The 25,244-nt window shown below is 71.2% G+C and carries 24 protein-coding genes; 14 read left to right on the top strand and 10 right to left on the bottom strand.

The features are described from left to right. Position 1: 1 nt before the first annotated feature. Both ABXJ56_RS09215 and ABXJ56_RS09210 read right to left on the bottom strand, forming a co-directional pair. On the bottom strand, positions 2 to 1,276 hold the full coding sequence (locus ABXJ56_RS09215) for a polysaccharide pyruvyl transferase family protein (protein WP_353999369.1): 1,275 nt from the start codon (positions 1,274 to 1,276) through the stop codon (positions 2 to 4). Positions 1,277 to 1,305: 29 nt separating this feature from the next. Further along, complete coding sequence (locus ABXJ56_RS09210; protein WP_353999368.1) at positions 1,306 to 2,541, bottom strand: hypothetical protein; 1,236 nt, start codon at positions 2,539 to 2,541, stop codon at positions 1,306 to 1,308. A gap of 402 nt (positions 2,542 to 2,943) precedes the next feature. Here ABXJ56_RS09210 and ABXJ56_RS09205 point away from each other — a divergent pair, with 402 nt between their 5' ends. From ABXJ56_RS09205 to ABXJ56_RS09195, 3 genes are read left to right on the top strand one after another with little or no spacing between them, the layout of a single operon-like run. Then, complete coding sequence (locus tag ABXJ56_RS09205) at positions 2,944 to 3,393, top strand: MarR family winged helix-turn-helix transcriptional regulator (RefSeq protein WP_353999367.1); 450 nt, start codon at positions 2,944 to 2,946, stop codon at positions 3,391 to 3,393. 46 nt (positions 3,394 to 3,439) lie between these two features. Then, positions 3,440 to 3,862: an organic hydroperoxide resistance protein gene (locus ABXJ56_RS09200; protein ID WP_353999366.1), complete on the top strand. Its 423-nt coding sequence runs from the start codon at positions 3,440 to 3,442 to the stop codon at positions 3,860 to 3,862. Between the two features lie 58 nt (positions 3,863 to 3,920). After that, positions 3,921 to 4,181, top strand: coding sequence for a DUF3072 domain-containing protein (locus ABXJ56_RS09195; RefSeq protein ID WP_353999365.1), 261 nt, complete (start codon positions 3,921 to 3,923; stop codon positions 4,179 to 4,181). A 16-nt stretch (positions 4,182 to 4,197) separates the two neighbouring features. Here the strand turns inward: ABXJ56_RS09195 and ABXJ56_RS09190 are convergent, their stop codons facing one another. From ABXJ56_RS09190 to ABXJ56_RS09175, 4 genes are all read right to left on the bottom strand, one after another. Next, complete coding sequence (locus tag ABXJ56_RS09190) at positions 4,198 to 4,881, bottom strand: hypothetical protein (RefSeq protein WP_353999364.1); 684 nt, start codon at positions 4,879 to 4,881, stop codon at positions 4,198 to 4,200. A gap of 3 nt (positions 4,882 to 4,884) precedes the next feature. Further along, positions 4,885 to 5,553 carry a hypothetical protein gene (locus tag ABXJ56_RS09185; RefSeq protein ID WP_353999363.1) on the bottom strand — a complete coding sequence of 223 codons (669 nt, stop codon included), beginning with the start codon at positions 5,551 to 5,553 and terminating at the stop codon, positions 4,885 to 4,887. A gap of 96 nt (positions 5,554 to 5,649) precedes the next feature. Beyond that, positions 5,650 to 7,080 (bottom strand): dihydrolipoyl dehydrogenase family protein, encoded by a 1,431-nt coding sequence (locus tag ABXJ56_RS09180; RefSeq protein ID WP_353999362.1) that lies wholly within the window; start codon positions 7,078 to 7,080, stop codon positions 5,650 to 5,652. Between the two features lie 71 nt (positions 7,081 to 7,151). Next, positions 7,152 to 7,505: a winged helix-turn-helix transcriptional regulator gene (locus ABXJ56_RS09175; RefSeq protein ID WP_353999361.1), complete on the bottom strand. Its 354-nt coding sequence runs from the start codon at positions 7,503 to 7,505 to the stop codon at positions 7,152 to 7,154. Positions 7,506 to 7,583: 78 nt separating this feature from the next. Here ABXJ56_RS09175 and ABXJ56_RS09170 point away from each other — a divergent pair, with 78 nt between their 5' ends. The 4 genes from ABXJ56_RS09170 (at position 7,584) to ABXJ56_RS09155 (ending at position 10,558) form a co-directional block, all read left to right on the top strand. Then, a complete protein-coding gene (locus ABXJ56_RS09170) occupies positions 7,584 to 8,234 on the top strand; it encodes an FMN-dependent NADH-azoreductase (RefSeq protein ID WP_353999360.1) in 651 nt (216 codons plus the stop codon). A gap of 75 nt (positions 8,235 to 8,309) precedes the next feature. Next, positions 8,310 to 9,023, top strand: coding sequence for a spermidine synthase (locus ABXJ56_RS09165; protein ID WP_353999359.1), 714 nt, complete (start codon positions 8,310 to 8,312; stop codon positions 9,021 to 9,023). Positions 9,024 to 9,121: 98 nt separating this feature from the next. Next, positions 9,122 to 9,991: an AraC family transcriptional regulator gene (locus ABXJ56_RS09160; RefSeq protein ID WP_353999358.1), complete on the top strand. Its 870-nt coding sequence runs from the start codon at positions 9,122 to 9,124 to the stop codon at positions 9,989 to 9,991. 126 nt (positions 9,992 to 10,117) lie between these two features. Next, positions 10,118 to 10,558: a VanZ family protein gene (locus tag ABXJ56_RS09155; protein ID WP_353999357.1), complete on the top strand. Its 441-nt coding sequence runs from the start codon at positions 10,118 to 10,120 to the stop codon at positions 10,556 to 10,558. Positions 10,559 to 10,652: 94 nt separating this feature from the next. On the opposite strand, the gene ABXJ56_RS09150 is transcribed toward ABXJ56_RS09155, so the two are convergent. Next, the gene (locus ABXJ56_RS09150; RefSeq protein WP_353999356.1) at positions 10,653 to 11,135 is read right to left on the bottom strand and encodes a DUF4916 domain-containing protein; all 483 of its coding nucleotides are present in this window, start codon (positions 11,133 to 11,135) and stop codon (positions 10,653 to 10,655) included. A 127-nt stretch (positions 11,136 to 11,262) separates the two neighbouring features. Between ABXJ56_RS09150 and ABXJ56_RS09145 the strand changes: the two genes are divergently transcribed. Together ABXJ56_RS09145 and ABXJ56_RS09140 are read left to right on the top strand one after the other, a co-directional pair. Further along, positions 11,263 to 15,054, top strand: a complete 3,792-nt coding sequence (locus ABXJ56_RS09145; RefSeq protein WP_353999355.1) for a chitinase N-terminal domain-containing protein — start codon at positions 11,263 to 11,265, stop codon at positions 15,052 to 15,054. 91 nt (positions 15,055 to 15,145) lie between these two features. Continuing rightward, positions 15,146 to 15,346, top strand: coding sequence for a hypothetical protein (locus tag ABXJ56_RS09140; protein ID WP_353999354.1), 201 nt, complete (start codon positions 15,146 to 15,148; stop codon positions 15,344 to 15,346). 15 nt (positions 15,347 to 15,361) lie between these two features. On the opposite strand, the gene ABXJ56_RS09135 is transcribed toward ABXJ56_RS09140, so the two are convergent. Then, on the bottom strand, positions 15,362 to 16,210 hold the full coding sequence (locus tag ABXJ56_RS09135; protein WP_353999353.1) for a tryptophan-rich sensory protein: 849 nt from the start codon (positions 16,208 to 16,210) through the stop codon (positions 15,362 to 15,364). Positions 16,211 to 16,367: 157 nt separating this feature from the next. Here ABXJ56_RS09135 and ABXJ56_RS09130 point away from each other — a divergent pair, with 157 nt between their 5' ends. Then, positions 16,368 to 17,075, top strand: a complete 708-nt coding sequence (locus tag ABXJ56_RS09130; protein ID WP_353999352.1) for a GOLPH3/VPS74 family protein — start codon at positions 16,368 to 16,370, stop codon at positions 17,073 to 17,075. A gap of 19 nt (positions 17,076 to 17,094) precedes the next feature. On the opposite strand, the gene ABXJ56_RS09125 is transcribed toward ABXJ56_RS09130, so the two are convergent. After that, positions 17,095 to 18,591, bottom strand: a complete 1,497-nt coding sequence (locus ABXJ56_RS09125) for a protein adenylyltransferase SelO (protein WP_353999351.1) — start codon at positions 18,589 to 18,591, stop codon at positions 17,095 to 17,097. Positions 18,592 to 18,624: 33 nt separating this feature from the next. Beyond that, complete coding sequence (locus tag ABXJ56_RS09120) at positions 18,625 to 21,132, bottom strand: helix-turn-helix transcriptional regulator (RefSeq protein WP_353999350.1); 2,508 nt, start codon at positions 21,130 to 21,132, stop codon at positions 18,625 to 18,627. Positions 21,133 to 21,426: 294 nt separating this feature from the next. Between ABXJ56_RS09120 and ABXJ56_RS09115 the strand changes: the two genes are divergently transcribed. The 4 genes from ABXJ56_RS09115 to ABXJ56_RS09100 are packed head-to-tail and all read left to right on the top strand — an operon-like array spanning position 21,427 to position 25,221. After that, entirely contained in the window at positions 21,427 to 22,110 is a 684-nt protein-coding gene (locus ABXJ56_RS09115; RefSeq protein WP_353999349.1) for a SipW-dependent-type signal peptide-containing protein, read from the top strand. Then, positions 22,107 to 22,745 carry a signal peptidase I gene (locus ABXJ56_RS09110; protein ID WP_353999348.1) on the top strand — a complete coding sequence of 213 codons (639 nt, stop codon included), beginning with the start codon at positions 22,107 to 22,109 and terminating at the stop codon, positions 22,743 to 22,745. Before ABXJ56_RS09115 ends, ABXJ56_RS09110 begins: the two co-directional genes overlap by 4 nt. An 11-nt stretch (positions 22,746 to 22,756) precedes the next feature. Continuing rightward, positions 22,757 to 23,491, top strand: a complete 735-nt coding sequence (locus tag ABXJ56_RS09105) for a hypothetical protein (protein ID WP_353999347.1) — start codon at positions 22,757 to 22,759, stop codon at positions 23,489 to 23,491. Positions 23,492 to 23,499: 8 nt separating this feature from the next. Next, positions 23,500 to 25,221: a choice-of-anchor G family protein gene (locus tag ABXJ56_RS09100; RefSeq protein WP_353999346.1), complete on the top strand. Its 1,722-nt coding sequence runs from the start codon at positions 23,500 to 23,502 to the stop codon at positions 25,219 to 25,221. Positions 25,222 to 25,244 lie beyond the last annotated feature (23 nt).

The raw sequence follows: 25,244 nt of genomic DNA, 5'->3' as shown, positions 1-25,244 counted from the left end.
ATCACGGCCGCGTCACCGCACCGCGGGGTGGGCCCGAAGTCGAGGTCTCGGAGGTGGCCGGGGGGATCGGGTGCGGTTCTGCCGACAGACCGTGCACGTTCTCGGTCGCGAGCGCGCGGACGTGCGCGGCCCGCGCCGACAGGTGTGCGCGTGTTCCGGGCTGCGAGGCGGTGACCAGGGCGGCCTCGACCCGGGCCGCGAGATCGGGTCCCGGATCCACGCACAGGTACGGCGCCTCGAACAGCGTCATCAGTCCCTCGACCTTGCCCTGGGTGGCCAGGGTCACGGCGGGGGTTCCCGCCATCAGCGACATGACCGCGAGGTGCATGCGACCGGTGACGACGAGGTCGGCCTCCGCGGCCATCCCGCGGATCTGTGCGGGTGGCAGGAGCCGATCGACGAGCGTCACGCTTCGTCCGTGCGCCGCATCCGACCAACCGGTGGCGAGTGCGGCGCACAGCGGGACGTCATCCGCACCCGCACGGGACACGTGCGGCACGAGCACCACGTCCAGGCCGCGGTCGTGCAGACCCGCGATGACGCCGCGGTACTCCCGCTCGACGTCGTCGCCCCCGCCGATGAGACCAGAGGCGTTCACCAGTGCGAAGCGCGCATCCCCCGCGTAGCGACGGGCCGCGGCATCGTCCGTCGAACGGGCGAGGAACACCAGATCCGCCGTGTCGGTCACGGTGAGGACGTCTGCGCGGGCTCGCGCCGATGAGACCGGGTCGCGCACGAGCAGGGTCGCTCCGGCATCCGCTGCCCGGCGGAGCGCACGGAGGGCGACCGGGTGCGGCCGACCGTTCCAGCTGAATCCCAGAATGCGCACGGGCCAGCCGCGGGCGGCGAGGTTCTCGGCGACGATCGCGCGGGTCACGGAGGCTCCGAGCACGTAGGCGCCGTCCATGATGTCGGCGCCGATGATGCTGACCGATCCCGCGTCCCGGAGCGCGCGCGACAGCCGCCGCGCGTCGCGCGCGTGGCCGATGGCGGTCCCGTAGATGAGCGCGGGGAGCGGGAGGAGCGACATCCGGTCCGACAGATGCGGCGGGATGTCGATGTCGGCGACCGACCGGACGACGACCACCACCGCGGCATCCGTCGCCTCGACGAACGCTTCGACGAGCGCCTGATCGCCGATGTTCCCGCGCCCGGGCGGCGCGATGAGGAAGGCCGTCGTGCCGCCGCGCGGACGTGCCCGCAGCGACACGCGGTCGACCGCGCGGATCAGCGGCCCCGCCTTCAGGGCGCCCCGCACCTGTTGTTTCACCCGCATCAGCTCCCCCTTGCGATCTCGGGTATGGACTACTTCCAGATGGACCTCAAGACGTCATCGGTCGGCACCGGCGAGATCGTGTCGAACCCGTCCGCGGACATGGTCGTCGCGCCGGCGTCGAATGCCCCGTCGGTCACGGAGGGCGCCTGCGCGCCGATGACCGTGCTCCCGCTCACGGTCTTCCAGGTGCCCCGCAGCGGCCCGTAGAAGGTGGACCCGGATGCCGACAGGATGTCGACCGTGCCGGAGCCGTTGACCGCGGACGGGTAGCCGGAGGTGAAGTCGTTGGCCCCCTCGGGAAGCGGGAACCGATCGAGCATGTAGCGACCGCCGACCACCAGCGACGAGTCGAACAGGATGTCGGAGGCCCCCGGGTAACCGATGAACGCCGCGTTCGTCGACGCGAAGATCGCGGTGTCCCTGAAGACGATGCCGCTCATGCCCTCCGAGCCGGACAGCTGGAGGGTGTCGACGTGCGCCGATGAGCCCGCCGCCTTGTACGACGGCGCGATGTAGGACCCGATCACCGCGACCCGGTCGATGCGCTGACCGGCCGTACGGAACGCCCACGTGTCCGCGTCTGCCGCGCGCGCCTCCGGAGTCACGCACTCGACCAGGTCGACGTCGGCCGTCGGCTCGCTCGAGTTGCCGGTGATGTTGAAGGCCTGGCCCTTGGACCAGGCCCAGGAGAAGTCCTGGACGGCCGACAGCACGAGGGAGTACGGCGCGAGCCAGAACCCGAGGAAGGTCACCCCGCGGACCCGGTCGAGGCGGATCGAGGCGCTGAAGGTCACCGATCCGACGCCGTCCCGAGGACTGATCAACACGCGGGTCTTCCGCCGGGCGGACCCCACATTGGAGAGCACCGGCTTCGCGGTGGAGCCGGCACCGAACCCCGGAAGCGTCCCGGGGCGGACGAGGATGGCGGCGTTGCCGTTGGGTGCGACGGCGTTGGCGCGTTCGATCGCGGCGGCGATGGACGACCAGGTCGGATCCGCCTCGACCACGAAGGCGAAGCGATCCTTCCGCGTCGGCGTGCGGGCCGGCCAATGCGTCCCCGTGGGCCCGAATCGCTGGACCGTGATCGAGGCCGTCTGCACCTTGAGCTCGGGCCCGTCCTCGAGGACGAGGTCCTGCGGCGGGGCGGCCGAGCCCGTGGGTACCGCCGATGGACTCGGCGACGGCGTCGCGACGGAGCATCCGGCGATGAGAAGCGGTGCACCCAGCAGAGCGGTCAGAGCGGTGCGGCGAGACAGATCGGGCATAGCGGGCCATCCCGTCGATGATGAGCGCCACCGCCCCCGCGGTGGTGCGACTGTGATCTGATGCACACCCTAGACGGGGGGATGATGCGGGGAGGTTACGACGGAGAGAACCCGTGTTAACGCTCGGAGGGCGACGAGGGGCCCGCGCCCTCTTCTTCCTTGCCGGAATCCCAGTCCTGCTCGATCGCGGCGTCCTTGTCCAGGTCACGCCCTCGGAACACCGACATCAGTGCGTACAACGCGCGCTGGAACACCGAACTCCCTCTTCCCAGACGGCTGGGGGGTCGCCGACGAGAGCGTCGAGGCCGCCTGTGATGTCTCCACCCTAACGCGCCGGGGCGTCAGAACCGCGGAACGACGGTACTGGTTGTGCGCAATTGAGTTGCGTGCAATGCTTATTGCATGCCCATCACCCCGCTCGACGAATTCGTGTGCTTCGCGATGTACTCCGCGTCGCACGCGACGACGCAGGCCTACCGCGAGGTGCTGAAGCCCTGGTCGCTGACGTACCCGCAGTACCTGGCGATGGTGGTCCTCGCCACCGGAGAGCGCACCGTCAGCTCCCTCGGCGAGGAGCTGAACCTCGACTCGGGCACCCTGTCGCCGCTGCTGCGCCGCCTCGAGACGCGCGGGTTCGTCGAGCGACGGCGTGACGACCGGGACGAGCGCGTGGTGCGCGTCTCGCTGACCGAGGACGGACGCCGCGTGCACGGCGAGGTGATGGGCGCGGTGGGCTGCCTCGTCCCGGCCTTCGTCGACAGCGGGCGCAGCGTGCCGGAGCTGCTCGAGCAGCTGGCCGCCATCACGGCGAACATGCGTGCGCTCGCAGCCGACCTCCGCGCCGCATCCTGACACCCTCCTCTACGACCTTCCCCTCCCCCGATTGAAAGGAATCCCCATGGAGACTCTCTACACCGCAGAAGCACTCGCGACCGGTGGAGGCCGCGACGGCCACGTGCGCACCGCCGACGGCATCCTCGACACCGACGTCCGGATTCCGAAGGAGCTCGGCGGCGCCGGCGGCGCACCGAACCCCGAACTGCTCTTCGCCGCGGGCTACGCGGCCTGCTTCCACAGCGCCCTCCAGAGCGTCGCCCGCGCACAGAAGGTGACCATCGACGGCTCGAGCGTCGGATCGCGCGTCGCGCTCGGATCGAACGGGAACGGCGGCTTCGGCCTCGCCGTCGCACTCGAGGTCAACATCCCCGAGCTCGACCACGCCATCGCCCAGCAGCTGGCGGATGCCGCACACCAGGTGTGCCCGTACTCCAACGCCACGCGCGGCAACATCGAGGTCACCGTTACCGTCGTCGACGACTGATCCGTTGCGGCCTGTCAACCCCGGGTCCGGTGTCGGCGGCCGCGCCTACCGTCAACGCATGTCCACAACGAACACTGACCCCGCCGACGACCGCGAGATGCTCGGCGCCACCGAGCCCGATGCCGGTTCCGACAACTCCGCGGAGAAGGACCCCTCGACGTGGGTCACGGGCGACGAGCCCATGACCGGTCCGCAGCGGTCCTACCTCGACACCCTCGCCCGCGAGGCCGGGGAGCAGGTGCCCGCCGACCTCACGAAGGCCCAGGCGTCCGAGGAGATCGAGCGCCTCCAGGAAGCGTCGGGGCGCGGCCAGAGCTGAGAACTCCCGCAGTCCCTCAGCCCGCGAGGTCGTCCAGCCACGACGAGCGCAGCCGCAGCGCGCGCTCGGTCGTGGCGAGGACGACCGCGAGGGTGACGGCGACGTTCCCGGCCGTCGACAGCCGGATGGGCGACGTGAACGTCCCGACCGCGTCGGCGATCTGAGGGATCTGCGTCAGGGTCTCCACGAGCTGCGGCACCGCGATGCAGACCCCGACGATCACGACGACGGTGGCGAGCGCCCCGATCGCGCGACTGAGCGCCGGATGCCGGTGATGCAGGCGCGCCCGCAGACCCTCGGCCGACCGAGGGTGCGGGTCGAGCTGACGTTCGTCCCCGGCATCCGTCACGAAGTGGCAGCGACGCAGACCCGTCGTGCGCGCGGCGACCTCGATGTGCCCGCCGGCGACCGCGAAGCGGGCCGGCAGCCTCGACACCGCCGTCTGCGCACCGTCACGGTAGAGGCGCGCACGGACCTCGCCGTCGTCGCGGTCGCCGAGCTGGCGGACGTCGACGGCGTACGTCGTCATGATCGGGATCCCCGCGGGGCTGACGCCGGCGGGGCGGTCGAGGAGGAAGAGCGACCGCGTCAGGATGTGCCACCAGCGGTACGGCGGAAGCGGCCGGCCGTCACCGGGCTTCGCGCGGCGCTCGGCGAAACGAGCGCGCCAGGACGGTGAGCGACGATTCGGCGTGGACATGAGTCAGAGGAGGATCTGGCTCAGCGGGTGGACGAGGTAGCGCAGCGAGTACGCCTCCCAGAGCGCACCGACGACCAGGAGCGCGAGCGCGGGGAGAGCAAGCAGCCCGATGCTTCTGAGCCCCTGAAGGTACCCCCGGCGCCGGTTCGTCGCCCCGATACGGCGGGGGAAGAGCCAGTTGCGGCCGAGCAGATACGCGCCGAGGAGGAACAGCACGTACGCCTGCAGCTCGATCAGTACGGTGAGCGCGTGCGGGATCATCGCGACCCACCCGACCGGCGTCGTCTGCACGAGCGTGATACCGGTCTCCACGGCCCAGTAGCCGAAGAAGGCGAGCCCGGCGAAGGGCACGACGAGGGACGGCAGGACGATCGTGAACAGACTCAAGCGGAACACGTTCACCGCGAAGATCACCAGCGCGAACAGCGGCGCGGACTCCGCGACCGCGCGGACGAGCTCGCCGGTGCCGTCCGCCTCGAGGGCCTGCGCGCGGGCGGCGGGCAGCTCGGGGAAGATCATGCCGAGCGCGAACCCGAGGGCGACGAGGCCGTAGGCGGCGAGGGTGAGGATCAGGTAGACGCGCGTGTTCTCCCGGATGAGGCGGAACGGGCGGCGCCAGAACGGAACCGTGGACGGCCTGCGTGCTGCTTCGGGGAGGTGCGTGGTGGGCATGTCTCCATCGCACCGGATGAGGCCCTCCGCCGGGAGTGCCGGGGCGTCACGTTCCGTTGTGACATCGGTCACGGGTGCGCCGTGCGGGCGCCGCGGTCACGACGGCGAGGCGCTCTCGGGTGTCGGAGCCGCCTTGAGGAGGTCGCGCGCGGCCACGCCGACGATCGCGGTGTAGGTCGGATAGGCGAACTTCACGGCCGCGAGCGAGGACACGTCGGCTCCGGCGGCCATCGCGGTCGTGACGGCCTGGATGACCTCGACGGCGTTCTCGCCCACCGCGTGGGCGCCGAGGATGAGCGAGCGGCGACTGTCGGCGATGAGCTTCAGGAACCCGACCGCGCGATCGTCGATGATCGCCCGCTCGAGCCGGTCGTAGCGCGCGAGGGCGACGACGCACTGGGGGTCACGCTCCCGCGCCTGCTCTTCGGTGAGACCGACCGAGGCGTAGTCGGGGTCGGTGAAGGCCCCCACCGGCAGGAGGTGGTGCGGGGTGGCGCGATTCGCGCCGAGGACGGCGTTCTCGGCCGCCGCCTCGGCCTCGAACTGGGCGGCCTGGACGAGCATGTCCTGCCCCGTGAGGTCGCCGACGGCGAAGATGTGCGGCGCCGACGAGCGGAAGTAGCGATCGACGGCGACCGCGGAGCGCTCGATCTCGACACCGGCCTCCTCGAGACCGAGACCCTCGACGTTCGCCGGCCACCCCGCCGCCATGATCACGACGTCGAAGGCCGCGCTGGTCGGGTCGTCGCCGTCGGCCTCACGCCAGGTGAGGAGGATGGTGCCGTCGGACTGCTTCTCGAGGGAGTCGACACCGGCGAGACCCGTCCGCACGGTGATGCCGAGGCGCGTGAACTCGCGCGTGATCGCCTCGCTCACGTCGGGGTCGGACGGCATGAGGATCCGCGGGGCGACGTCGAGGAGGGTCACCTCCACCCCGAACGAGTCGAGGATCGTCGACACCTGCGCGCCGGTGTTGCCCCCGCCGATGATCGCGACCGACCGCGGCAGCTCCGTCACGGCGAGGATGTGCTCGGGGAGGAGGGCGTGCTCGGCGCCCGGGATCGGGAGCACCCGGGAGTGGCCGCCGACGCAGAGGATCACCGAGGCCGCCGTGACCTCGGTGGGAGCGGCGCTCGCGCCGACGAGACGGAGGGTGTCGGCATCCGCGAACTCGGCCGTCGTATCGAGGCGGACGTCGACGCCGGCCGCGTGCAGGCGTGCGAGATCAGCCTTGCTCTCGCGGACCAGATCCACCCGCTCCCGCACGAGCGTGGCGGTGGCCGACCAGTCGAGCTCGGGATCGGACACGCGGATGCCGTACGCCCCGGCCGCGCGGATCTCGCGCATGAGACGCGCGGCCTTCGCGAGCGCGCGCGTCGGCACGCAGCCGGTGTTCACGCAGGTGCCGCCGACATGGTCGGCGCGCTCGATGAGGACCACGGACGCCCCCAGCTCGGCGGCACGGAGGGCGGCGGCGATGCCTGCGGGTCCCGCTCCGACGACGGCGACGTCGAACTGCTCGGTCATTTCGTCTCCCTCGGGCCCCTCCCCGACGGGGTGGGTCGTGACCATTCTGGCGCGGGCGAGCACGCGCAGGGTCAGCGAGGGTCGTGCGCTCCCGGTTCGACGGCGAGGTTGTCGCGAGCCCAGACGCCGAGCTGCTCCAGCACCGGCATGAGCCGCTCGCCCTGGAGGGTGAGGGCGTAGCGGACGGCGACGGGTGGGCCGGGATCGACGTCACGCGTGACGAGAGACGTCTCGGCGAGTTCGGTGAGCCGATCCGACAGCATCGCGTCGCTGATGCCCTCGACGGTGCGCTTGAGGGTCGCGAAGGACACGGGGCCGGTGCTGAGGGCGTCGAGGATCATCCCGTTCCAGCGCTTGCCGAGGACGGAGAACGCCAGCGAGATCGCCGCGTCGCACGCGGGACCACCGTGTTCACCTTTGGCCATCCCTCGATTGTAGTAGTGCTATCGTCTGCGTAGTCGCTATGGTTTTAATAGTTACTCTTATTCTGAAACGGAGATCCAATGACCCTTTTCCGTCTGGACGCCAGCATCCTTCCCGCGACTTCCGCGAGCCGCGAGCTCGCCGACATGGTCGAAGCGGAGTGGACCGCCGCACACCCGGCATCCGATGTCCGTCGACGTGACCTGTCACTCGAGCCGGTGCCGGCCACGACATGGCGCGATGCGGTGCAGGGCGGGTTCACCCCCGAGGACGGCCGAACGCCGGACCAGCGCGAGGCGATCGCGCTCGCGCAGGAACTCGCCGCCGAGGTGCTCGATGCCGAGGGCTTCCTCTTCGCCGTTCCGCTGTACAACTACGGCGTCTCGCAGCACTTCAAGACCTGGTTCGATGTCGTGTCCACCGTGCCCGGGCTCGACCCGCAGGGGACGGCGCTGCGTGGCAAGCCGGCCACGCTCGTGACGGTTCTCGGCGGCAACTACGCCCCGGGAACGCCCAAAGAAGGCTGGGACCACTCGACCGCATGGCTGCGCCGCGTCCTCACGGACGTCTGGGGACTCGACCTGCGCATCGTGCACCGCCCCTTCACCCTCGTCGGCGTGAATCCCGCCCTCGACGCCTTCCGCGAGCCGGCCGCCGAGCTCAAGCGCGAAGCGGAGAGCGCGGCCGTTCGGGCCGGACGCGAGCTCGCGGAGCTGCGCGGCGCCTCCTGACCCCGCGAGGCGGCTCGAGGACAGCGTCCGTCAGGCACACCGCATCAGGCGGCATAGCGTGGAGCCTGGCGACGGATGGAGAGTGCGATGATCGCGCGGATCGAAGAACTGGACTGGCAGCCGACCCGCATGGGCGACCTCTCCTTGCGGCGACGGACGGATCCCGCCACGGGAGAACTCATCTACGAGGTGAAGCTCGGCGAGGAGTTCCTCATGTCGAGCCTCTTCACCGTCGCGGAGGAGGAACTGTCGACGCTCGGCCTGGCCGCGGCATCCGGTGACCGGCTCGACGTGCTCGTCGGCGGACTCGGCCTCGGATACACCGCTGTGACGGCGCTCGCCGATCCGCGCGTGCAGCGGGTCGACGTCATCGACGCCCTGCCGGCCGTCATCGACTGGCACCGGCGCGAACTGCTCCCGGTGTCGGCGACGCTCGTGCGCGACGAGCGGACGACGCTCATCCACGACGACTTCTTCGCCGTCGCGCGACGAGAACCCCGCGGTGACGACCGACAGTACGACGTGATCCTCCTCGACGTCGACCACTCCCCACGCCACACGCTCGACCCGAGCCACGCGGATCTGTACACGGTCATCGGACTCACCGCGCTGCGCGGTCATCTGGCGGCCGACGGCGTGTTCGCACTGTGGTCGGACGACCCCACCGACGAGGCGTTCCTGCGCGACCTCGAGACCGTCTTCGCGACAGCCGAGGCGCACGAGGTGCGGTTCGCGAACCGCCTCACGGGCGGCACGTCGTCCAACACGGTGTACGTCGCGACAGCGTGAAGGGTGTGCGCGAGGCGCGCGGGACTGATCGCATCGGATCGCGATAGTCGGGTGAGGCCGGGGCCGACCGCGCAGAGTGGAGTGCGAAGGGAGACACCGTGATCGCCGAACTGAACCGCCTCGTCGATATGGTCGACGACCATCTGTCGGACGACATCGACGTGGCCGCGTTCGCCGCGGCGCACGGGACGACGGAGTACCACCTGCGCCGGATGTTCTCGGCGCTGACCGGGATGCCGCTCTCGGAGTACATCCGGCGCCGGCGCATGACCGTCGCCGCCGCCGACCTCACCGGCACCGATGATCTGCTGACCATCGCAGTGCGCCACGGATACGGCTCGGCCGAGGCGTTCGGACGCGCGTTCCGCGCCGTGCACGGCATCAGTCCCGGCGACGCGCGCCGTCACGGCAGCTCCCTTCGTTCGCAACAGCAGCTCAGGTTCCACCTGACCGTCGAAGGGATCACCTCCATGGACACCCGCATCATTGATCGCCCCGCCTTCCGGCTCGTCGGCCACGCCGCCCGCGTGCCCCTCATCCACGAAGGCTCCAACCCGCACATCGCCGCCCACATCGGCGGGATTCCGGCATCCGAACACGAGCGCCTGAAGGCGCTGAGCAGCACCGAGCCGGCGGGCCTGTTGCAGGTGAGCGCGGACGTCGATCCGGACTACACCGAGGGCACCGACCTGACCTACCTGCACGGCGTCGCGGTCGGCGAGGGCGGGGACGCGGGCCTGGAGGGACTCGACGTGATCGAGGTGCCGGCCGGCACGTGGGCGGTGTTCCGCACCGAGGGTGAGCACCCGGCCGCGCTGCAGCAGGCGTGGGCGGCGACGGCGACCGAGTGGTTCCCGTCAAACCCCTGGCGCCTGCGCTCCGGGCCCTCCGTCGTCGCCGTGCTCGAGCGCTCGGAGGACTTCCGCACCGCAACATGCGAGCTGTGGCTGCCCGTCGAACGCGCCTGAGCAGAGTACCGGTCACCCGGCGATTGCCCCGAAAGAGCCTGTGCGGGGCCTGCGAGAGCGGGGCCTGCCGCGGATGCGCTCGTAGCCTGTGACCACTCGACTCCGACTCGACCCCGAGGGACCGCCGTGACGACCGCCGAATCCCGCGCCACCCGACCGACCTCGTCGTGGCGGGCGGCACTGGTCGTCGTGTCGACGGTGTATGTCGCACTCGTTCTGTGGATCACCCTGCGTCCACTCCCCTGGGCGGTCGAGGGCAACCAGACCGCGTGGGGCGTCCTCAACCCCGCCGCCTGGACCGACATCGACGCGTGGGTGTCAGGGCGACCCATCGAGGTCCTCGCGAACGTCGCGATGTTCCTCCCGGCGGGGATCCTGGCCGCACTGCTCCTCCGGGGCCCGATGCGGCTGATCGCTCCCCTCGCCCTCACGGTGATGATCGAGGTCGGGCAGATCCTCCTCGACGACCGCATCTCACACCCCCGCGACCTCGTCGCGAACGCTCTCGGCGCCGTGCTCGGCCTGATCGTCGTGGGGGCCGGCATCCGGATGGCGGGCAGGCAGTGAGCAGTCTCGGGAACAGGAAATCAGGCGAGAACAGGACGATCGGTCACGGTGTCGCCTGTTCTCGTCGGATCGCCTGATCTCGACCAGCCTGTGATCAGGCCAGGCCCATCCGGTCGAAGAGGGCGCGACATCCGGGCCAGAGGTCGTCCGGCAGGGCATCGGTCGGGAAAAAGGCGAAGTCGAGCGCCTCGTTCCGCGGGCGGGGATCGCCGTCGAGGGTGATCGTGAACGACAGGCCGATCGCGTGCTTGCGGGGATCGTCGCCGAAGACCGTGCCGTCCGCGGGCGCGATGGCGGGAGGGAACCACTCGTAGACGAACGCGGGCTGCGGGTTCAGCGGCACGACGGGCTCGAGGTCCAGCGTGTCGCGGGAGTGGCGACGGATGGCGGCGGCGATCGTCTCGCCGCGCTGGATGCGTCCCCCCAGGTGGCACCACACGCGGCCGTGCGGGGAATCCCGCAGGATGAGGCCGATCTCGCGGCGCCCCGCGGCCTCGCGGACGGGTACGAAGTCGACGCACGCGATGGGCATCGACTCCTCGATCCGGGCGTACAGATCGGCGGGAAGGAACGTCATGGCTCGATTCTGGCGCGGATGAGAACTGCGGGAGAAACCGAGGATTCCTTGACGCGAAACTGCGGGAAGGGCCAAGATGGGACTCAGCTTGGGAAACGCTTTCCTTAACTGATTCGAGGGAGATTCAGTGACTGCTCTGCGACGCACGCCCCGTCTGCGCACCGCGATCGCCGCTCTGGCAGGCGGTGCGATCGTCGCCTCGGGAGCACTGGTGGCGGCGCCGGCTGCCGCAGCGGCCGAGGAGATCGACCTCAGGTTCGATTTCGGCGGCCCCGCGTCCCCCGTCGCCGACGGCTGGACCGGCATCCATCCGGGATCGACGTACAGCGCCGAGGCCGGGTACGGATTCACCGTGGCGCCCGGAGCGTTCCGCGACCGCGGCGGAGACGACCTCGTCGGGCGCGATTTCACCATCGCCGGCAGCTCCACCTTCGCCGTCGACGTGCCGAACGGCACGTACGAGGTCACGACGTGGGCGGGCGACCTGATCGCCGGCAACCGCACGGCGTTCGACATCGAGGGGACCGCGTTCTCGGGTCCGCGGACGGCGAGCGGCGTGGTGCACGAGGAGTTCTTCCCCGAGATCACCGTCGCCGACGGGCAGCTCACCATCTCGGCATCCGGCGACGGACGCATCAACGGCATCGTCGTGCAGACGCCGCTGCCCGCACCCCTCGCACTCGCCACCTCGGTGAATGCCGACGTCCCCGTCGTCGCGCTCGGGTGGGAGCCGGTCGACGGCGCCACGGGCTACACGATCTACCGCACCGCGCCCGGGGGCGAACTGGCCGAGATCGCCACGGTGGCGGCTCCCTTCGACGGCGCCACCCCGCCCACGTACGTCGACAGCGACGTCGAGCTCGGCGAGAGCTACGACTACGCCGTGGCGACGGTGAAGGGCGAGCGGACCTCCCGTGCCGGCGAGCGCGTCACCACCTCCGTGACCGACGCCTCGGTCGCACCGCCCGCGCAGCCGACGGGCCTCGCGACCACCGCGATCGAGCGCAACAGCATGACCATCGCGTGGGGCGGCGTCGAGGGCGCCGTCCTCTACAAGGTCTTCCGCTCCACGCGCGACGACCTCCCCTTCACCGAGATCGCCCGGGTGAGCGAGCCGACCTACACCGACACCGACGTCCTCACCACCCGCCCCTACCTCTATCGGGTCAGCGCAGTGAACGCCGGCGGCGAGTCCGAGCAGTCCGGGGTGCTCGTGACGGATGCCGCCACCACGCTGGTGCGGAACGTGGAGTACCTCGACCGCTCCCCTGTCGCGGTGACGACGGATGCCGGCGTCTACCTCGGCTGGCGCCTCCTCGGCCTCGACGACCGCGACCTCGGGTTCTCGGTCTACCGCGACGGCGTGAGGATCACCGACGCGCCGATCACCGACACGACGAACCTGGTCGACCCCGACGGCACCAGCGAGTCGACCTATCTCGTGACCGCGCAGATCGGCGACCGCGAGGTCTCGGTCACGGACGAGTTCGGGGTGTGGGCATCCGGCTACCTCGACATCGCGCTGGACACCCCGGCGCCGCAGACGATACCCGACGGCAGCACCGCGACCTACGCTCCCGGCGACGGCACGGTGGCCGATCTCGACGGCGACGGGCAGTACGAGCTGATCTTCCTCTGGAACCCCTCGAACGCCAAGGACAACTCCCAGTCCGGCTACACCGGAAACGTCTACATCGAGGCCGTGCGTCTGGACGGTACGAGCCTGTGGCGCATCGACCTCGGGCGGAACATCCGCGCCGGCGCGCACTACACCCAGCTCGAGGCGTTCGACCTCGACAGCGACGGCCGCGCCGAGATCGCGGTGAAGACCGCCGACGGCACGATCGACGGCGAGGGCACCGTCATCGGCGACCCCGACGCGGACCACCGGAACTCCGGCGGCTACATCCTCACCGGCCCCGAGTACCTCACCGTCTTCGACGGCGAGACCGGCGCCGCGATCGACACCGTCGACTACCTGCCCGGCCGAGGCAACGTCGCCGCGTGGGGCGACGGGTACGGCAACCGCGTCGACCGGTTCCTCGGGGGCGTGGCCTATCTCGACGGCGAGAACCCGTCGCTGGTGATGAGTCGCGGCTACTACACGCGCTCCGTCATCGTCGCGTGGGATCTCGTGGACGGACGTCTCGTCGAGCGCTGGACGTTCGACTCCGACGAGGCGGGCGCGCAGTACGAGGGACAGGGCAACCATCAGTTCACCGTCGCCGACGTCGACCGGGACGGCCTGGACGAGATCGTCTTCGGCGCGCTGACGATCGACGACGACGGCACGCCGCTGTACAACTCGCGCCTGTTCCACGGCGACGCCCTGCACGTCGGAGACTTCGTCACCGACCGCCCGGGCCTGGAGATCTACAGCGTCTTCGAGAGCCCGAGCGGCAACGGCGGCATCATCGCGGCGATGCGGGATGCCGAGACCGGTGAGATCCTGTGGGCCAATGAGGGCAGCCGCGACACCGGCCGCGGCGCCGTCGCCGACATCGACCCCACCTCGCCGGGCGCGGAGGCGTGGAACATCGGCGGCGACTTCGCGTGGAACTCCCGTGTCGGCACCCTGAACGCCGCCGACGGCGCGGTGTTGTCGACCGACATCCCCGCGGCGAACTTCGTCACCTGGTGGGACGGAGACCTCACCCGCGAGATCACCGACCACGACTACGACACCGCCATCTCGGCGGGCGTCCCGACGATCTCGAAGTGGGACCCGGCGGCGCAGGAGGAGGTCGAGATCGCACGGTTCGAGGGCACCCTCACGAACAACACGACGAAGGGCAACCCCGTCATCCAGGCCGACCTCTTCGGCGACTGGCGCGAGGAGGTCGCAGTGCGGCTCGCCGACGGCAGCGGCATCCGCATCCACACGACGACGGATGTCGCGGACACACGGATCCCGACCCTCATGCACGACTCGCAGTACCGACTGGCGGTGGCGAACCAGAACTCCGCGTACAACCAGCCGCCGAACCCGTCGTTCTTCCTCGGCGCCGGCATGGACGAGCCGCCGATGGCCGCGATCGCGTACGTCGGTGCGCCCGCGGACGACGAGTCGGCGCCGGTGATCGACGGGATGCCGTCGGGCATCGTCTCGGTCGATGAGCCGCTCGCTCTGGCGGTGACCGCCGACGATCCCGAGAGCGGCGTGCGGACGCTCGCGGTGACCATCGACGGCGTCGAGGTGCCGGCATCCGGCGAGGTGATCCTGTCGGAGTTCGGGATCGAGGGCGACGGGCGCGAGGTCGAGGTCATCGCCACCGCGGTGAACAACGCGGGACTGGAGGCGACCGAGACCTCGACCGTGCTGCTGGTGCCCGGCGCCGCGACGGCGGCACCCGGCCGCGGGACCCTGTCGAACACGAGCGGATGGGACTACGGCCTGCACGACGGGAACTACGACGTCGTGATGAATCTGTGGTGGGGCGTGCCGGGGACGGTGTTCCGTCTCTTCGAGAACGGCGAGCTGATCGAGACGCGCGTGCTCGAGCCGACCGCGGGGATGTCGCAGACGACCGGGCTCCGCATCGAGGGCAAGCCCAACGGGCGCTACGTCTACACCGCCGAGCTCGTCAACGCGCGCGGGGTCACCGAGACGACGTCGACGACGGTGGTGGTGAACGCCGCCGCCCCCGGGAAGCCCGTCGTCTCGCACGACAATTGGGATCGCGACGGCGACTTCGCGGTGACGGCGAACCTCTGGTGGGGCACCAACGCCGACGCCTACGACATCCTGCTCGACGGCGAGGTCGTCGCCTCCGGTGACCTGGACGCGGCCACGCCATCGGCCCAGCGGGTGCGCGTCGAGCTCGAGGGCGTCGCGGCGGGCACCCACGAGCTCGTGGCGGTGTTCCGCAACGCGGCCGGGGAGACGGCATCCGCTCCCGTGACGGTCACGGTGCGGTAGGGCGGACGGTGCGATAGGAGGGACCGAGCGGTGGGAGGCACCGTGCGGTGGGGTACCGTGCGGTGGAGGGCACCGGCGCTAGCGTGGAGGAATGGCCGACTCCGATGACACGACCGACAAGCGCCCGAACGGCATCGCCCTCGGGCTTGCACTGGGGCTCCCTTTCGGTGCGGTGTTCGGGCTCCTCATCCTGGACAGCATCGCGATCGGCGCGAGCCTCGGGCTGCTGGCCGGCATCGTCATCGGGGTGCTCATCGACGCGCGCGGACGGGCACGAGGAACCGACGGGTAGCCGGCGAGCCGGTCGTCAGCGGCCGACGGCACTCCCGCGGTGGGCGCGATCGTGGCGGATGCGGGCGACGACGGTCGCGACGACGATCAGCACGACCGCGACGATGGCGGCGATGCCCGTGCCGGGCGAGTAGGGCTCGTCGGTGAAGCGTGCGACCGCGACCCACGCGATGCCCCACGTGAGCGACAGAGCCGGGGCGATGCGGCCGCCGCCCCAGAAGGCGAGGGCGATCCCAATGAGCGCGGCGACACCGAGGACGAGCGAGGACCAGAACTCCGGCGCGATGCCGAAACCGTCGAAGCCGGTCGCGACGAGGATCGCGGTCGCATTGGCGGCGGTGGCGATGATGACCCAGCCGAGGTAGAGCCCGATGGCACCGTCGGCGACGACGATCTCGACCTTGTTCTTCGGGGTCGTGCGCCGGAGGATCACGAAGATCCGGCAGAGGACGACCAGGAGCGCGGCGATCACCGGAAGGCTCAGCCACAGGAGATCGGCCTGGACCACGCCGATCCAGACGGCGTTGAGGATGAGGGATGCCGCCACCCACCAGCCGATCCGCGCCTGGCGTGCGTCGTTCCGCTGCGCGGGGAGGGCCTGCCAGATCGCGTACGCGAGCATGCCCGTGTAGATGACGCTCCAGATCCGGAACGCGCCGGTACCGGGCGCGATGAGCGTCGAGTCGGAGTTCAGGAACCCGCCCGCCGCCTCCTGGATCGGCGTCCCGAAGAACGCCCCCGACCCGATGAAGGCGGCGACGATCGCGAGGACGGAGCTCACGAGGATGATGATCTGCTGCGCGATCCCCCGCGAGGGTGCGGTGCGGTCGCGGCGGTCGGCGCGCGTCTTCGCTGTCGTGGACACGGGTGGCTCCTCTGGGTCGATCAGCTCGGGGCGAGCGGCGCCGGCGGGCGCGGTGGGCGAGAGTCTTGCTTATCTCTTCCTACCCGCGGCGCGCGGCGGATGCAGGGGGTTGCGCACAGCTTGACCCTGTGGTGGGAACACGGTGTTCCCTGGAGTCATGAGCGCTGACCGATCCCTCTCCACCGAGCCGATCCCCGCCGAGCCGTCCCTCGTCGAGGACGTGCTGCTGCTGCTGTTCCAACCGGATTCGGGAACCATCGCCGGGGAGAACATCCTCTTCTACGTCCTCGGCGGCGCCGCCGTCGCCGACCTCGCCCTGACCGGGGCGATCGCCGTCGACGACACGCGCCTGTTCGCTCGGCCCGTCTCGACGACGGCGGAGGAGCGACCGGCGGACGAGCTTCTCGCCCCGGTCTGGGACTACCTGCAGAAGAAGCCCCGCGACGTGCAGACGGTGCTGGCCGCGGTCGGGCCGAACCTGCGCGAACCGGCCCTCGATCGACTCGTCGCCCGCGGCGAGCTGCGGACCGAGACCCGCAAGACCCTCGGCCTCTTCTCTTCCACGCACCACACGCTCGACGGCGACCGTCGCGCCCGGCTCCTCGCGGCAGTGCGCGCTGCACTCGTCGACGGCGCCGACCCCGATCCGCGCACCGCCGCGACCGCAGGGCTCCTCTCCGCGAGCGACACCCTCCCCTGGTTCGACCGCGAGATCCCGTGGAACTCGACCGTGTACACCCGGGGGAAGGAGTTCGAGAAGGGCGACTGGGGCGCCGCCGCCGCGGCATCCGCCGTCGCACGGACGGTCGTAGCGGGCGTCGCGAGTTCCCTCGTCATCGCCGGGGTGGTCTCGAGCCGGCCGTGAGACGACCCGGCGGGTCCCGTCAGGTCCCGCAGTACGTGACGTACGGGCCGAAGGCGTCCGGGGCCGGTTCGGCGTAGCGCTCGAGCCCCGGACGGGCCGTGAACGGCGAGCGGACGGCATCCGTCAGCCGGTGGAGGAGCGCCAGATCACCGGTGTCGGATGCCGCAGCGAGCGCCTCCTCGACGAGGTGATTGCGGGGGATGTAGAGCGGATTGACCCGGTCCATCGCGTCGGCGTCCGGCGCGAGCGCGAGCCAGCGCTCGAGCCACAGGTCCAGGGGACCGGGGTCGGCGACGAGAGCGCGCAGCGGCGCGGCATCGCCGCGGGCGGCTGTGGCGAGATGCCGGAAGAAGAGCGTGTAGTCGGCGCGGGCGAAGGCGAGGAGGTCGAACAGGTCGGTGACGAGGGACGGCACGGCGTCCTCGTCGCGGTCCTCGCGGGCATCGGCGAGACCCAGCTTGGCGCGGATGCCGACCGACCACGCCTCGTTGTAGGCGGGGCGGTAGGCGTCGAGGGCGTCCTGAGCGACCGAGATGGCGGCATCCGTGTCGTCCGCGAGGAGCGGCAGGAGGGCCTCGGCGAGGCGGGCGAGGTTCCATTCGCCGATTCCGGGCTGATTGCCGTACGCGTAACGGCCCTGGCGGTCGATGGAGCTGAAGACGGCGCCGGGATCGAAGGCGTCCAGGAAGGCGCAGGGGCCGTAGTCGATCGCCTGGCCTGAGAGCGTCATGTTGTCGGTGTTCATGACGCCGTGGACGAAGCCGACGAGCATCCACCGCGCGATGAGGTCGGCCTGGCGGGCGATGACGGCGTCGAGGAGCGCGCGGGCGCGGTCGGTCGGGGTGACGGCGGCTGTCTCGGGGTCGTGGCGCTCGATCGCGTGGTCGACGAGGCGTACGAGGACGTCGCGATCACCGGACGCGTTCGCGTGCGCGCTCGCGAAGACGACGCTGCCGACGCGGAGGTGGCCGGCGGCGGTGCGGGCGAGGACGGCACCCGGGAGGATCTGCTCGCGGACCACGTCGCGGCCCGTCGCCACGACGGCGAGCGACCGGGTCGTCGGGATGCCGAGCGCGTGCATCGCCTCGCTGACGACGTATTCGCGGAGCATCGGCCCGACAGCCGCATACCCGTCCCCGCCGCGGGCGAAGGGTGTCGGTCCGGAGCCCTTCAGGTGCAGGTCGTGGATCGTGCCGTCCGGCGCGGTCAGTTCGCCGAGGAGGAGCGCCCGCCCGTCGCCGAGACGGGGGTTGTAGCCGCCGAACTGGTGCCCGGCGTAGGCCTGCGCCACCGGGCGGGCGCCGACGGGAGGGGCGGTTCCGGTGAGAAGCCCGATGCCCTCCGGGCTGCGGAGGAACGCCGGATCGAGGCCGAGCTCGGTCGCGAGCGCGTCGTTGAGGACGAGGAGCTCGGGTGTCGGCGCCTCATCCGCGCGCCACGCGACCGCCATCTCCGGCACCGCGTCGGCGAACCGGTGCGTGAGTGTGACGGATGCCGTGCGGGTGGGCGCGTCCATCCTTCGAGCGTACGTCCCGGTTCCGTCTCGCGGTCAGGAACGGGCGGATGCCGGGAGCCCGACGCGCTCGCCCAGGTCGCGACGGGAGGTCGCGCCGATCTTGCCGCGCGCCTGGTAGATGTGCGACTCGACGGTGCGGACCGAGAGGAACAGGCGCTCCGCGATCTCGCGGTTCGACAGGCCCCCGGCGATGAGGCCGGCGATCTCCACCTCGCGCCGCGTCAGGAGATCGACGGCGGTGGACCCCGACCATCGCGGGCCGGACGCCGGGCCCCGAGACGCCGACGGCACCCGCGGGATCAGCGTGCGAGTGAACACGGCCTGCAGCTCGGCGGGACGTGGATCCTGTGACAGGGCCACCGGCGGGTCCGCGAGAAGTCGCGCCAACGGGGCCCTCCCCGCGAGCACCGCACGTTCGTTCTCGAGCTGCGATCGGCTGCCGTCGACATCGAGGACGACCGCGCGATACAGATCCCGAACCCGCAACATGGGTGTGTCCCGCGCCGTCGTGAACGACAGCGCCTGCCGGACCGCGCGCGCCGCCTCCTCGAACCGCTCGTCCATGGCGTCGATCACCGAGTGGGCGGCGGCGCACGCGTGCCGCAGGGCGAGCGGGCCGTCCGCCCACACCGTCTCGACTCGCTCGGTGATGTCCCTCGCCTCCCGTGCGCGCCCGTGCTGGGCCAGGAACTGTGCGATCCACAGCTTCACGCCCGCCACCGCCATGTCGCGCCGGACGGGGGCGAATCGCGTCCGGGCGGCATTCAGGTTCGCCAGTGCGGCGTCACTGTCCCCGCGCACCGCAGCCGAGAGCGCTGTCGCAAGTCCGGCGATGCCGATCACCCGCTCATCGCCCTCCCGAACGGCGCGGCGCCGCTCGCGCGCGAGACGCTCGTCGATACCCGGCGCGTCCTCCCCCAGAACCAGATGGGTGATCTGATCGACGAGGAGGATCCAGAGGCGGTCGGTCGTTCCGAGGCCCGGGATGCCGCCCTCATCGATCGCCTCCTCCACGCGTTTCAGCAGCCGGATGGCGCCGTCCGCATCCCCGAGCTGTCCGCGCGCGTACGACTCCATCAGCCAGGCGGCGACCCGCCACATCCCGGTCGCCGCGGCGGCTGCGCGATGCGCCTCGTCGCGTGCCCGGCGCCAGTCGAGCGACCAGGCCAGAGCGTCGACGCGCGCGAGCGACACCCTCGGGTCGTCCTCGCGCGACACGCCTCGGGCGAGGGCGGTCCGCATCTCCCTGGCGCGGGCACCGTGGCCTCGGGCCTCCCATGTTCCGGTGACGATGAACGCGCGGGAGAGGTCGGCCTCGTCCCGCACGTCGCCCTCAGGGACGAGTTCGATCCGGGTGTCTCCCGCGCACACGCGCGCGTGGACGAGCTCCAGCCGGAGACCGACGTCTCCGGGGTCCAGCGCCAGTCCGACCGAGGCGTACGCCTCCGCCAGCGCGTGCCGGCCCTGGTCGTTGCACCACCGAGCAGCGTCACGCAGCGCCCTGCGGCGCAGTTCCTCGGACGCGGGAGCGGGCAGAACCTCGTCACGGAGCACCCGATCGGCGATCGCGGCGGCGATCGGCGCGCTCCACCACCCACCGTCGGCCTCGAGCATCCGCAGGAGGGCCGCGTCGACGAGCGCCTGCACGCGCTGCGGACCGAGTTTCCGCGCCGCCCCGTCGGCCAGGACGGGATTGGCCCACAGGGCGCGCGCATCGGATCGGTCGCGGTGGAGGAACCCGGCCGACCGAAGCTCGTCGATCTCCTGGACGGGGCGCATCCGCCCGGCGTGGGAGGACGCCAGGCCGGGGAAGCGATGCACCAGAACGAGCGTCGCCAGGTGCCCGTCGTCGAGCGTCGCGAGGTGCGCCATCACCGCGCCCCCCAGCCGGGTCCATCCGGGCGCCTCACGGACGGCGACGAGAGGGTCTCGCCCCTCGCTGACGGCATCCGCGGCGAGCCGCTCGAACTCGTACAGGAGGGCGCTGGATCCGTTCGCCATCCACACGATCGCGTCCACGGTCACATCGTCGAGCACGCCATCCACGCCGTCGCGCAGGAGGCTCGACGCGTGCTCCTCGGTCAGCGGTGGAAGATCGATGCGGCGCGCGAATCCGCGGCTCCCCAGGTCCAGCAAGGCGCGCGTCACGGGGTCGAAGGTCTCGCGGACGACTGTCGGCACCTCTACGGCGAAGCAGATCACCGCATCCCGCCGGCACATCGCCTCGGTGAGCACGGATGCCGTCTGCTCGTCGAGGTCCTGCGCATCGTCGATGATGAGCACGGTCTCGGGCGGCGGAAGCTCCTCCGCGGTCAGAAGCGGCCGCCCCTCCGACGCGATGGCGCGGATCAGCCGAGTCGGGATGCCGCGGTCGGCGAGGTCTCTCACGACGCGATCGACGGTCGTGGTCTTCCCCGCCCCGACCGGGCCGACGAGCACCACGGATGACCGCGCGGCGAGCTCGGCGACGACGTCGTCCGGCTCGACGCGACGCGGACTGCGCGCGACATCGACCCCACCGGGGGAGTCCGCTGCCCTCATGGTTCCCCCCGCGATGGCATTGGCTCGGTGTGGACCTCACCATAGCGATCGCCTCGGGAATTGTCTGTCCCTTTTGCGCACCTGATCCCCGTAATCCGCACCTAGGTAGTGGGGGGGACTACGGGTTTATCCCGCACATCCGGCAAGCGATTACCGTCGCGCACTGGTGTTCGCACGGGTTCCCGGCGCCCTCGCTAGCCCGTCGCGGGTTCTGCTCGCCAGGCTCTCCAGCGCGGGTCCTCCCACCCGCCCGTCGAGCAGCGGCACGGCGGCTTGCAGATGATCGGAGTTTTCATGGAGCAGCAGCAGCGCCGGACCGTCCGGCGCCGGATCTTCGCCATCGCCGCCGGTGGCGCGGCTCTCGGACTGGGCGTCGCGGCGACTCTCGCGGCGTGGACCGACACCGAGTGGGTGTTCGGCGGAGACGGCGACGGAGGACCCGGCGTCGGGACGTCCACCTTCGCGATCGAGCAGAACACCGACGCGCCCGACTTCGATCCGGGCCTCTGGGTGGACGAGCCCGAGAACCCGGGCGGCGAGATGGTCTTCACCGCCGACGGCATCCTCGGCACCGACCTCTCTCCGGGCGACAGCGTCTACGCGTCCGTCGCCCTTCGCACGAAGGCGACCTCGATCGCGGGAGACGTCGAGCTCCAGCCGGCCGTGCCGGCAGCGGGCATCGCCGCCGACGACCCCGACGGGCTCCTCTTCGCCGCACTCGACGTCCGCGTCGCCACGAGCGCGACGGCCTTCCCCTGCAACGCCACGGCCTTCACGGGCGGCGCGACGGTCATCGCCGACGGAGACCTGGCGACCACCGGCGGCTCGGCCACGCAGGCGCTCGCGGAGGAGTCCGGGTCGGTGCAGTACTACTGCTTCGAGGTGACGCTCCCCGAGTCGGTCAACGACGAGGCCGACCCGTCGGTGTACATGGACCGCGCGGTCGCCCCCGCCTGGGAGTTCGTGGCCACCTCGTGAGCGACCTGGTCACGGCATCCCGCCCCTTCGCGGCGCACGCCGCCGCGTCGTCCCGTCACTCCGCGGCTCCAGCCTCGGACGCCGACGCGGTCGCTCCGATGGAGCGGATGCGGGATGCCGTGACCACCGTCTTCGGATGCCTCGGCATCCTCACCGTCGCCTGGCTCGCGGCGAGCGCCGTGTGGGGCCTCGGGATCATCGTCTTCGTCACCGGTTCGATGGCCCCCTCGCTCCCCACCGGCGCCGCCGCGGTCACCCGGACCGTGGCGGCCGGCGATCTGGCGGTCGGCGACATCGTCACCGTCCGCCGACCCGACGCGAACGTGCAGGTGACCCACCGCATCGTCGACATCGCAGCCGTCGCGGCGGATCCCGACGCCCGCAGCCTGACGCTCCGCGGAGACGCCAATGCGAACGCCGACCTGAAACCGTACGTCGTCACCGAAGCGGCACGCGTCCTCGTCGGCGCCCCCGGCGTCGGCTGGGTCGTCATCTGGGCGAAGACGCCCGCGGTGATGCTCGGCGGCGCCGTCCTCATCGCCTTCGTCGTGGCGTGGGCGCTGTGGCCCGCGCCCGCTCGTCCGACATCCGACGATGATGCGGATGCCGAGCCGGAGCCCGTCGGCCGATCCTGAGCAGGAGAACAATGTCCCACCCCCGCCGCCCCCGCGGTCGGCGCGGCAGCGCCCTCTTCGTCGCCGCGCTCTCGCTCGCCTCGCTCGGCATCGGCTCCGTCCTCGTCGCCGACGCCGCCCGCGCCGCCTTCGTCGATGTCCCCCCGACCGGCGCCCCCGGCCGCCTCGTGCTGTCGGCGGACCCGTACCCCGCCGAATTCCTCGACCTGAGCCCCGGAGACCCGGCCTTCTGGCAGATTCGCGCCCGGCTGGAGGACGCCACCCGCGCCACGCTCGCACTGGAGCTCCGAAAGAGCGGTGCCCTCGCGGCGTATCCCCGGGGCCTCGTGATGCAGGTCGACGTGTGCGACGCCCCCTGGTCCGATTTTCCGACCGCGCCGACGTGCCTCCCTGGAGCCCGCGCCGTCACGGTCGCGACCCCCGCCGACGACTACACGGCGTCGTCGCCCACGTTCGAGCTGCGTCCGCTCACGCCGTCGGCCCCGCAGTATCTGCTGGTGACCCTCTCGCTGGAGGACACCGCGGCCGCACGGTCGGACGAGGCGCTCATGGGGCTTCGCGGCCAGATGGGCGTGGGGCTCACCGCGACATCCATCGACGATATCCCCGTCCCGGTCGGACCACCGGACCGGCTACCCGCCACCGGATTCGACATCGGCATGCTCCTCGGCGTCGGCGCACTCGCGCTCGGCATGGTGGGGCTCGGCGCGACGATGCGCCTCGCACGTCAGGGAGGACGCTCATGAACCGGCGGATGCGCGGAGCCCTCGCGGCGGCCCTCGGTGCCGTGCTCGTGATCCCGCTGAGCGTCACGGCCACCACGGCGAGCTGGAACGACCGGGAGTGGGCGTACGGCGGACCGATCGGCACCGGGTCGCTCGAGTGCGACGGATCGACCGCCTTCGACACACGCTCGCGGGGCACGTTCCTCGCCGGGCAGCTTCTCGGGGTCAATCTCGACGCGCTCGCGGAGCTGGAGGAGATGCGGCTGACGGTGAACGCCGACGGCACGGCCGTCCCCTCGCCCGGGGACGCGATCGATCTCGGTTCGACGCCGCCCACCTACACGTACGCGAATCCGTTCGATGTGACCGCGCTCGGAATCGTGGGCGTCGACCTCACCGGGTTCACCGTCGGCCTTCCCGGCGCCGCTCTGGGCGCCGCGAACCAGTGGGCGCAGGGGTCGTCGAGCGGCACCGCCGCGGGGGCATCCGGTCTCATCAACGACTCCGGTGCCGTGCTGGTGTCGGACGACACCCCGCCCGATCAGCTGCCGACCCCCGGACGGATCGACATCACCGCGCTCCTTCCGGCGATCGCCGGTCTGAACACCGCGACGCTCGAAGTCGGCGCCGTCGCCGCCAGCTCCCAGATCGACGGATGCGCCGCACTGCGCGAGCAGATCTGGGGCATCGCCCCGCCGGCGCCGGTCGTGCAGCGCGATTACGGCATCGCGGGGCTCGACGTGGTCGTCGACGCGCCCGCGGTCGGCGCACTCACCGGTGCGGTCACCGCCGGTGTCGCCGACCTCGAGGATGCCGTGGCCGCGCTCGTGGGGCAGAACGGCCTGATCGCGCAGACGCTGCGCACCAACCTCGCCCTCGCCGTCCCCGGCGTCGCCGCGGCGAGCGTGACGGGCACCGTGACCATCTCCGGACTCGACCTCGACGCGACGATCGCGCCGTTCCTCGACCTCACCCTCGACGGCAACGGATTCACGATCGACCTCGCGAGCGGCCGCATCCTCTTGGACATCGAGCGCCTCAGCGGGCCTCTCAACAACGCCGACCCCAACACCGAGCTCGTCCTCGACGCGAGCGTGGTCAACGACATCGTCGCCGAAGCCGGCATCCTGCTCGACGAGTGGAGCACCGATGTCACCGACGCGATCCGGGCCGCGATCCGGGGTGCGCAGCTCGAGATCAGCTTGACGACGTCGGTATCGGCGGTCGGATTCACGCTGGCGTCGGTAGCGATCACGCTGGATGCCTCGATCGGTGACGTGGTCGACGGAAACGCCACGATCTCCGTCGCTGCAACGGCCGCGGGCGGACTTCCGGGAACGATCAACACACTCCTCGGACTGGCCGGTCTGCCGAATCTCACCTCGATCCTGTCGCTCCTGAACGGATCCGGCGGGGCCCTCACCACCGCGCTCGTGAACCTCCTCACGACGGAGCTGATCAACAGGGTCACCACACTCGGCGCGACCCTGTCCGCCCTCTCCACTCCGGTCGTGAACGCCCTCGCCGGCCTGGTGAACGCCCTGCCGTCCGTGGTGTCGCTGATGGTGAACGTCCAGCCCGACCAGCCCGGCGCTCCCCCCGGATCGACGTACATCGAGCCGGGACCGCGATCGACCGCCGAGTACGCCGTGACGGCGCTCCGCCTAGGCCTAGCGGACTTCGACACCCCCGCCGACATCGCCCACGTCCGCTTCGCGACGGGCTCCGCCGGTCCCGTCACCCTCCCCTGACCCGCGCACCTCGCGTTCACCTG

Source organism: Microbacterium aurantiacum, assembly GCF_040532595.1.
Lineage (GTDB): Bacteria > Actinomycetota > Actinomycetes > Actinomycetales > Microbacteriaceae > Microbacterium > Microbacterium chocolatum_B.
The sequence above is the reverse complement of the archived record's forward strand: the minus strand, read 5'-3'. Positions and strand labels throughout refer to the sequence as shown.

Bases quoted from the DNA above. Each gene is read 5' to 3' on its own strand.
- ABXJ56_RS09215 (WP_353999369.1), bottom strand. From the start codon at position 1,276: ATGCGGGTGAAACAACAGGTGCGGGGCGCCCTGAAGGCGGGGCCGCTG.
- ABXJ56_RS09210 (WP_353999368.1), bottom strand. From the start codon at position 2,541: ATGCCCGATCTGTCTCGCCGCACCGCTCTGACCGCTCTGCTGGGTGCA.
- ABXJ56_RS09205 (WP_353999367.1), top strand. From the start codon at position 2,944: ATGCCCATCACCCCGCTCGACGAATTCGTGTGCTTCGCGATGTACTCC.
- ABXJ56_RS09200 (WP_353999366.1), top strand. From the start codon at position 3,440: ATGGAGACTCTCTACACCGCAGAAGCACTCGCGACCGGTGGAGGCCGC.
- ABXJ56_RS09195 (WP_353999365.1), top strand. From the start codon at position 3,921: ATGTCCACAACGAACACTGACCCCGCCGACGACCGCGAGATGCTCGGC.
- ABXJ56_RS09190 (WP_353999364.1), bottom strand. From the start codon at position 4,881: ATGTCCACGCCGAATCGTCGCTCACCGTCCTGGCGCGCTCGTTTCGCC.
- ABXJ56_RS09185 (WP_353999363.1), bottom strand. From the start codon at position 5,553: ATGCCCACCACGCACCTCCCCGAAGCAGCACGCAGGCCGTCCACGGTT.
- ABXJ56_RS09180 (WP_353999362.1), bottom strand. From the start codon at position 7,080: ATGACCGAGCAGTTCGACGTCGCCGTCGTCGGAGCGGGACCCGCAGGC.
- ABXJ56_RS09175 (WP_353999361.1), bottom strand. From the start codon at position 7,505: ATGGCCAAAGGTGAACACGGTGGTCCCGCGTGCGACGCGGCGATCTCG.
- ABXJ56_RS09170 (WP_353999360.1), top strand. From the start codon at position 7,584: ATGACCCTTTTCCGTCTGGACGCCAGCATCCTTCCCGCGACTTCCGCG.
- ABXJ56_RS09165 (WP_353999359.1), top strand. From the start codon at position 8,310: ATGGAGAGTGCGATGATCGCGCGGATCGAAGAACTGGACTGGCAGCCG.
- ABXJ56_RS09150 (WP_353999356.1), bottom strand. From the start codon at position 11,135: ATGACGTTCCTTCCCGCCGATCTGTACGCCCGGATCGAGGAGTCGATG.
- ABXJ56_RS09140 (WP_353999354.1), top strand. From the start codon at position 15,146: ATGGCCGACTCCGATGACACGACCGACAAGCGCCCGAACGGCATCGCC.
- ABXJ56_RS09130 (WP_353999352.1), top strand. From the start codon at position 16,368: ATGAGCGCTGACCGATCCCTCTCCACCGAGCCGATCCCCGCCGAGCCG.
- ABXJ56_RS09125 (WP_353999351.1), bottom strand. From the start codon at position 18,591: ATGGACGCGCCCACCCGCACGGCATCCGTCACACTCACGCACCGGTTC.
- ABXJ56_RS09120 (WP_353999350.1), bottom strand. From the start codon at position 21,132: ATGAGGGCAGCGGACTCCCCCGGTGGGGTCGATGTCGCGCGCAGTCCG.
- ABXJ56_RS09115 (WP_353999349.1), top strand. From the start codon at position 21,427: ATGGAGCAGCAGCAGCGCCGGACCGTCCGGCGCCGGATCTTCGCCATC.
- ABXJ56_RS09105 (WP_353999347.1), top strand. From the start codon at position 22,757: ATGTCCCACCCCCGCCGCCCCCGCGGTCGGCGCGGCAGCGCCCTCTTC.
- ABXJ56_RS09100 (WP_353999346.1), top strand. From the start codon at position 23,500: ATGCGCGGAGCCCTCGCGGCGGCCCTCGGTGCCGTGCTCGTGATCCCG.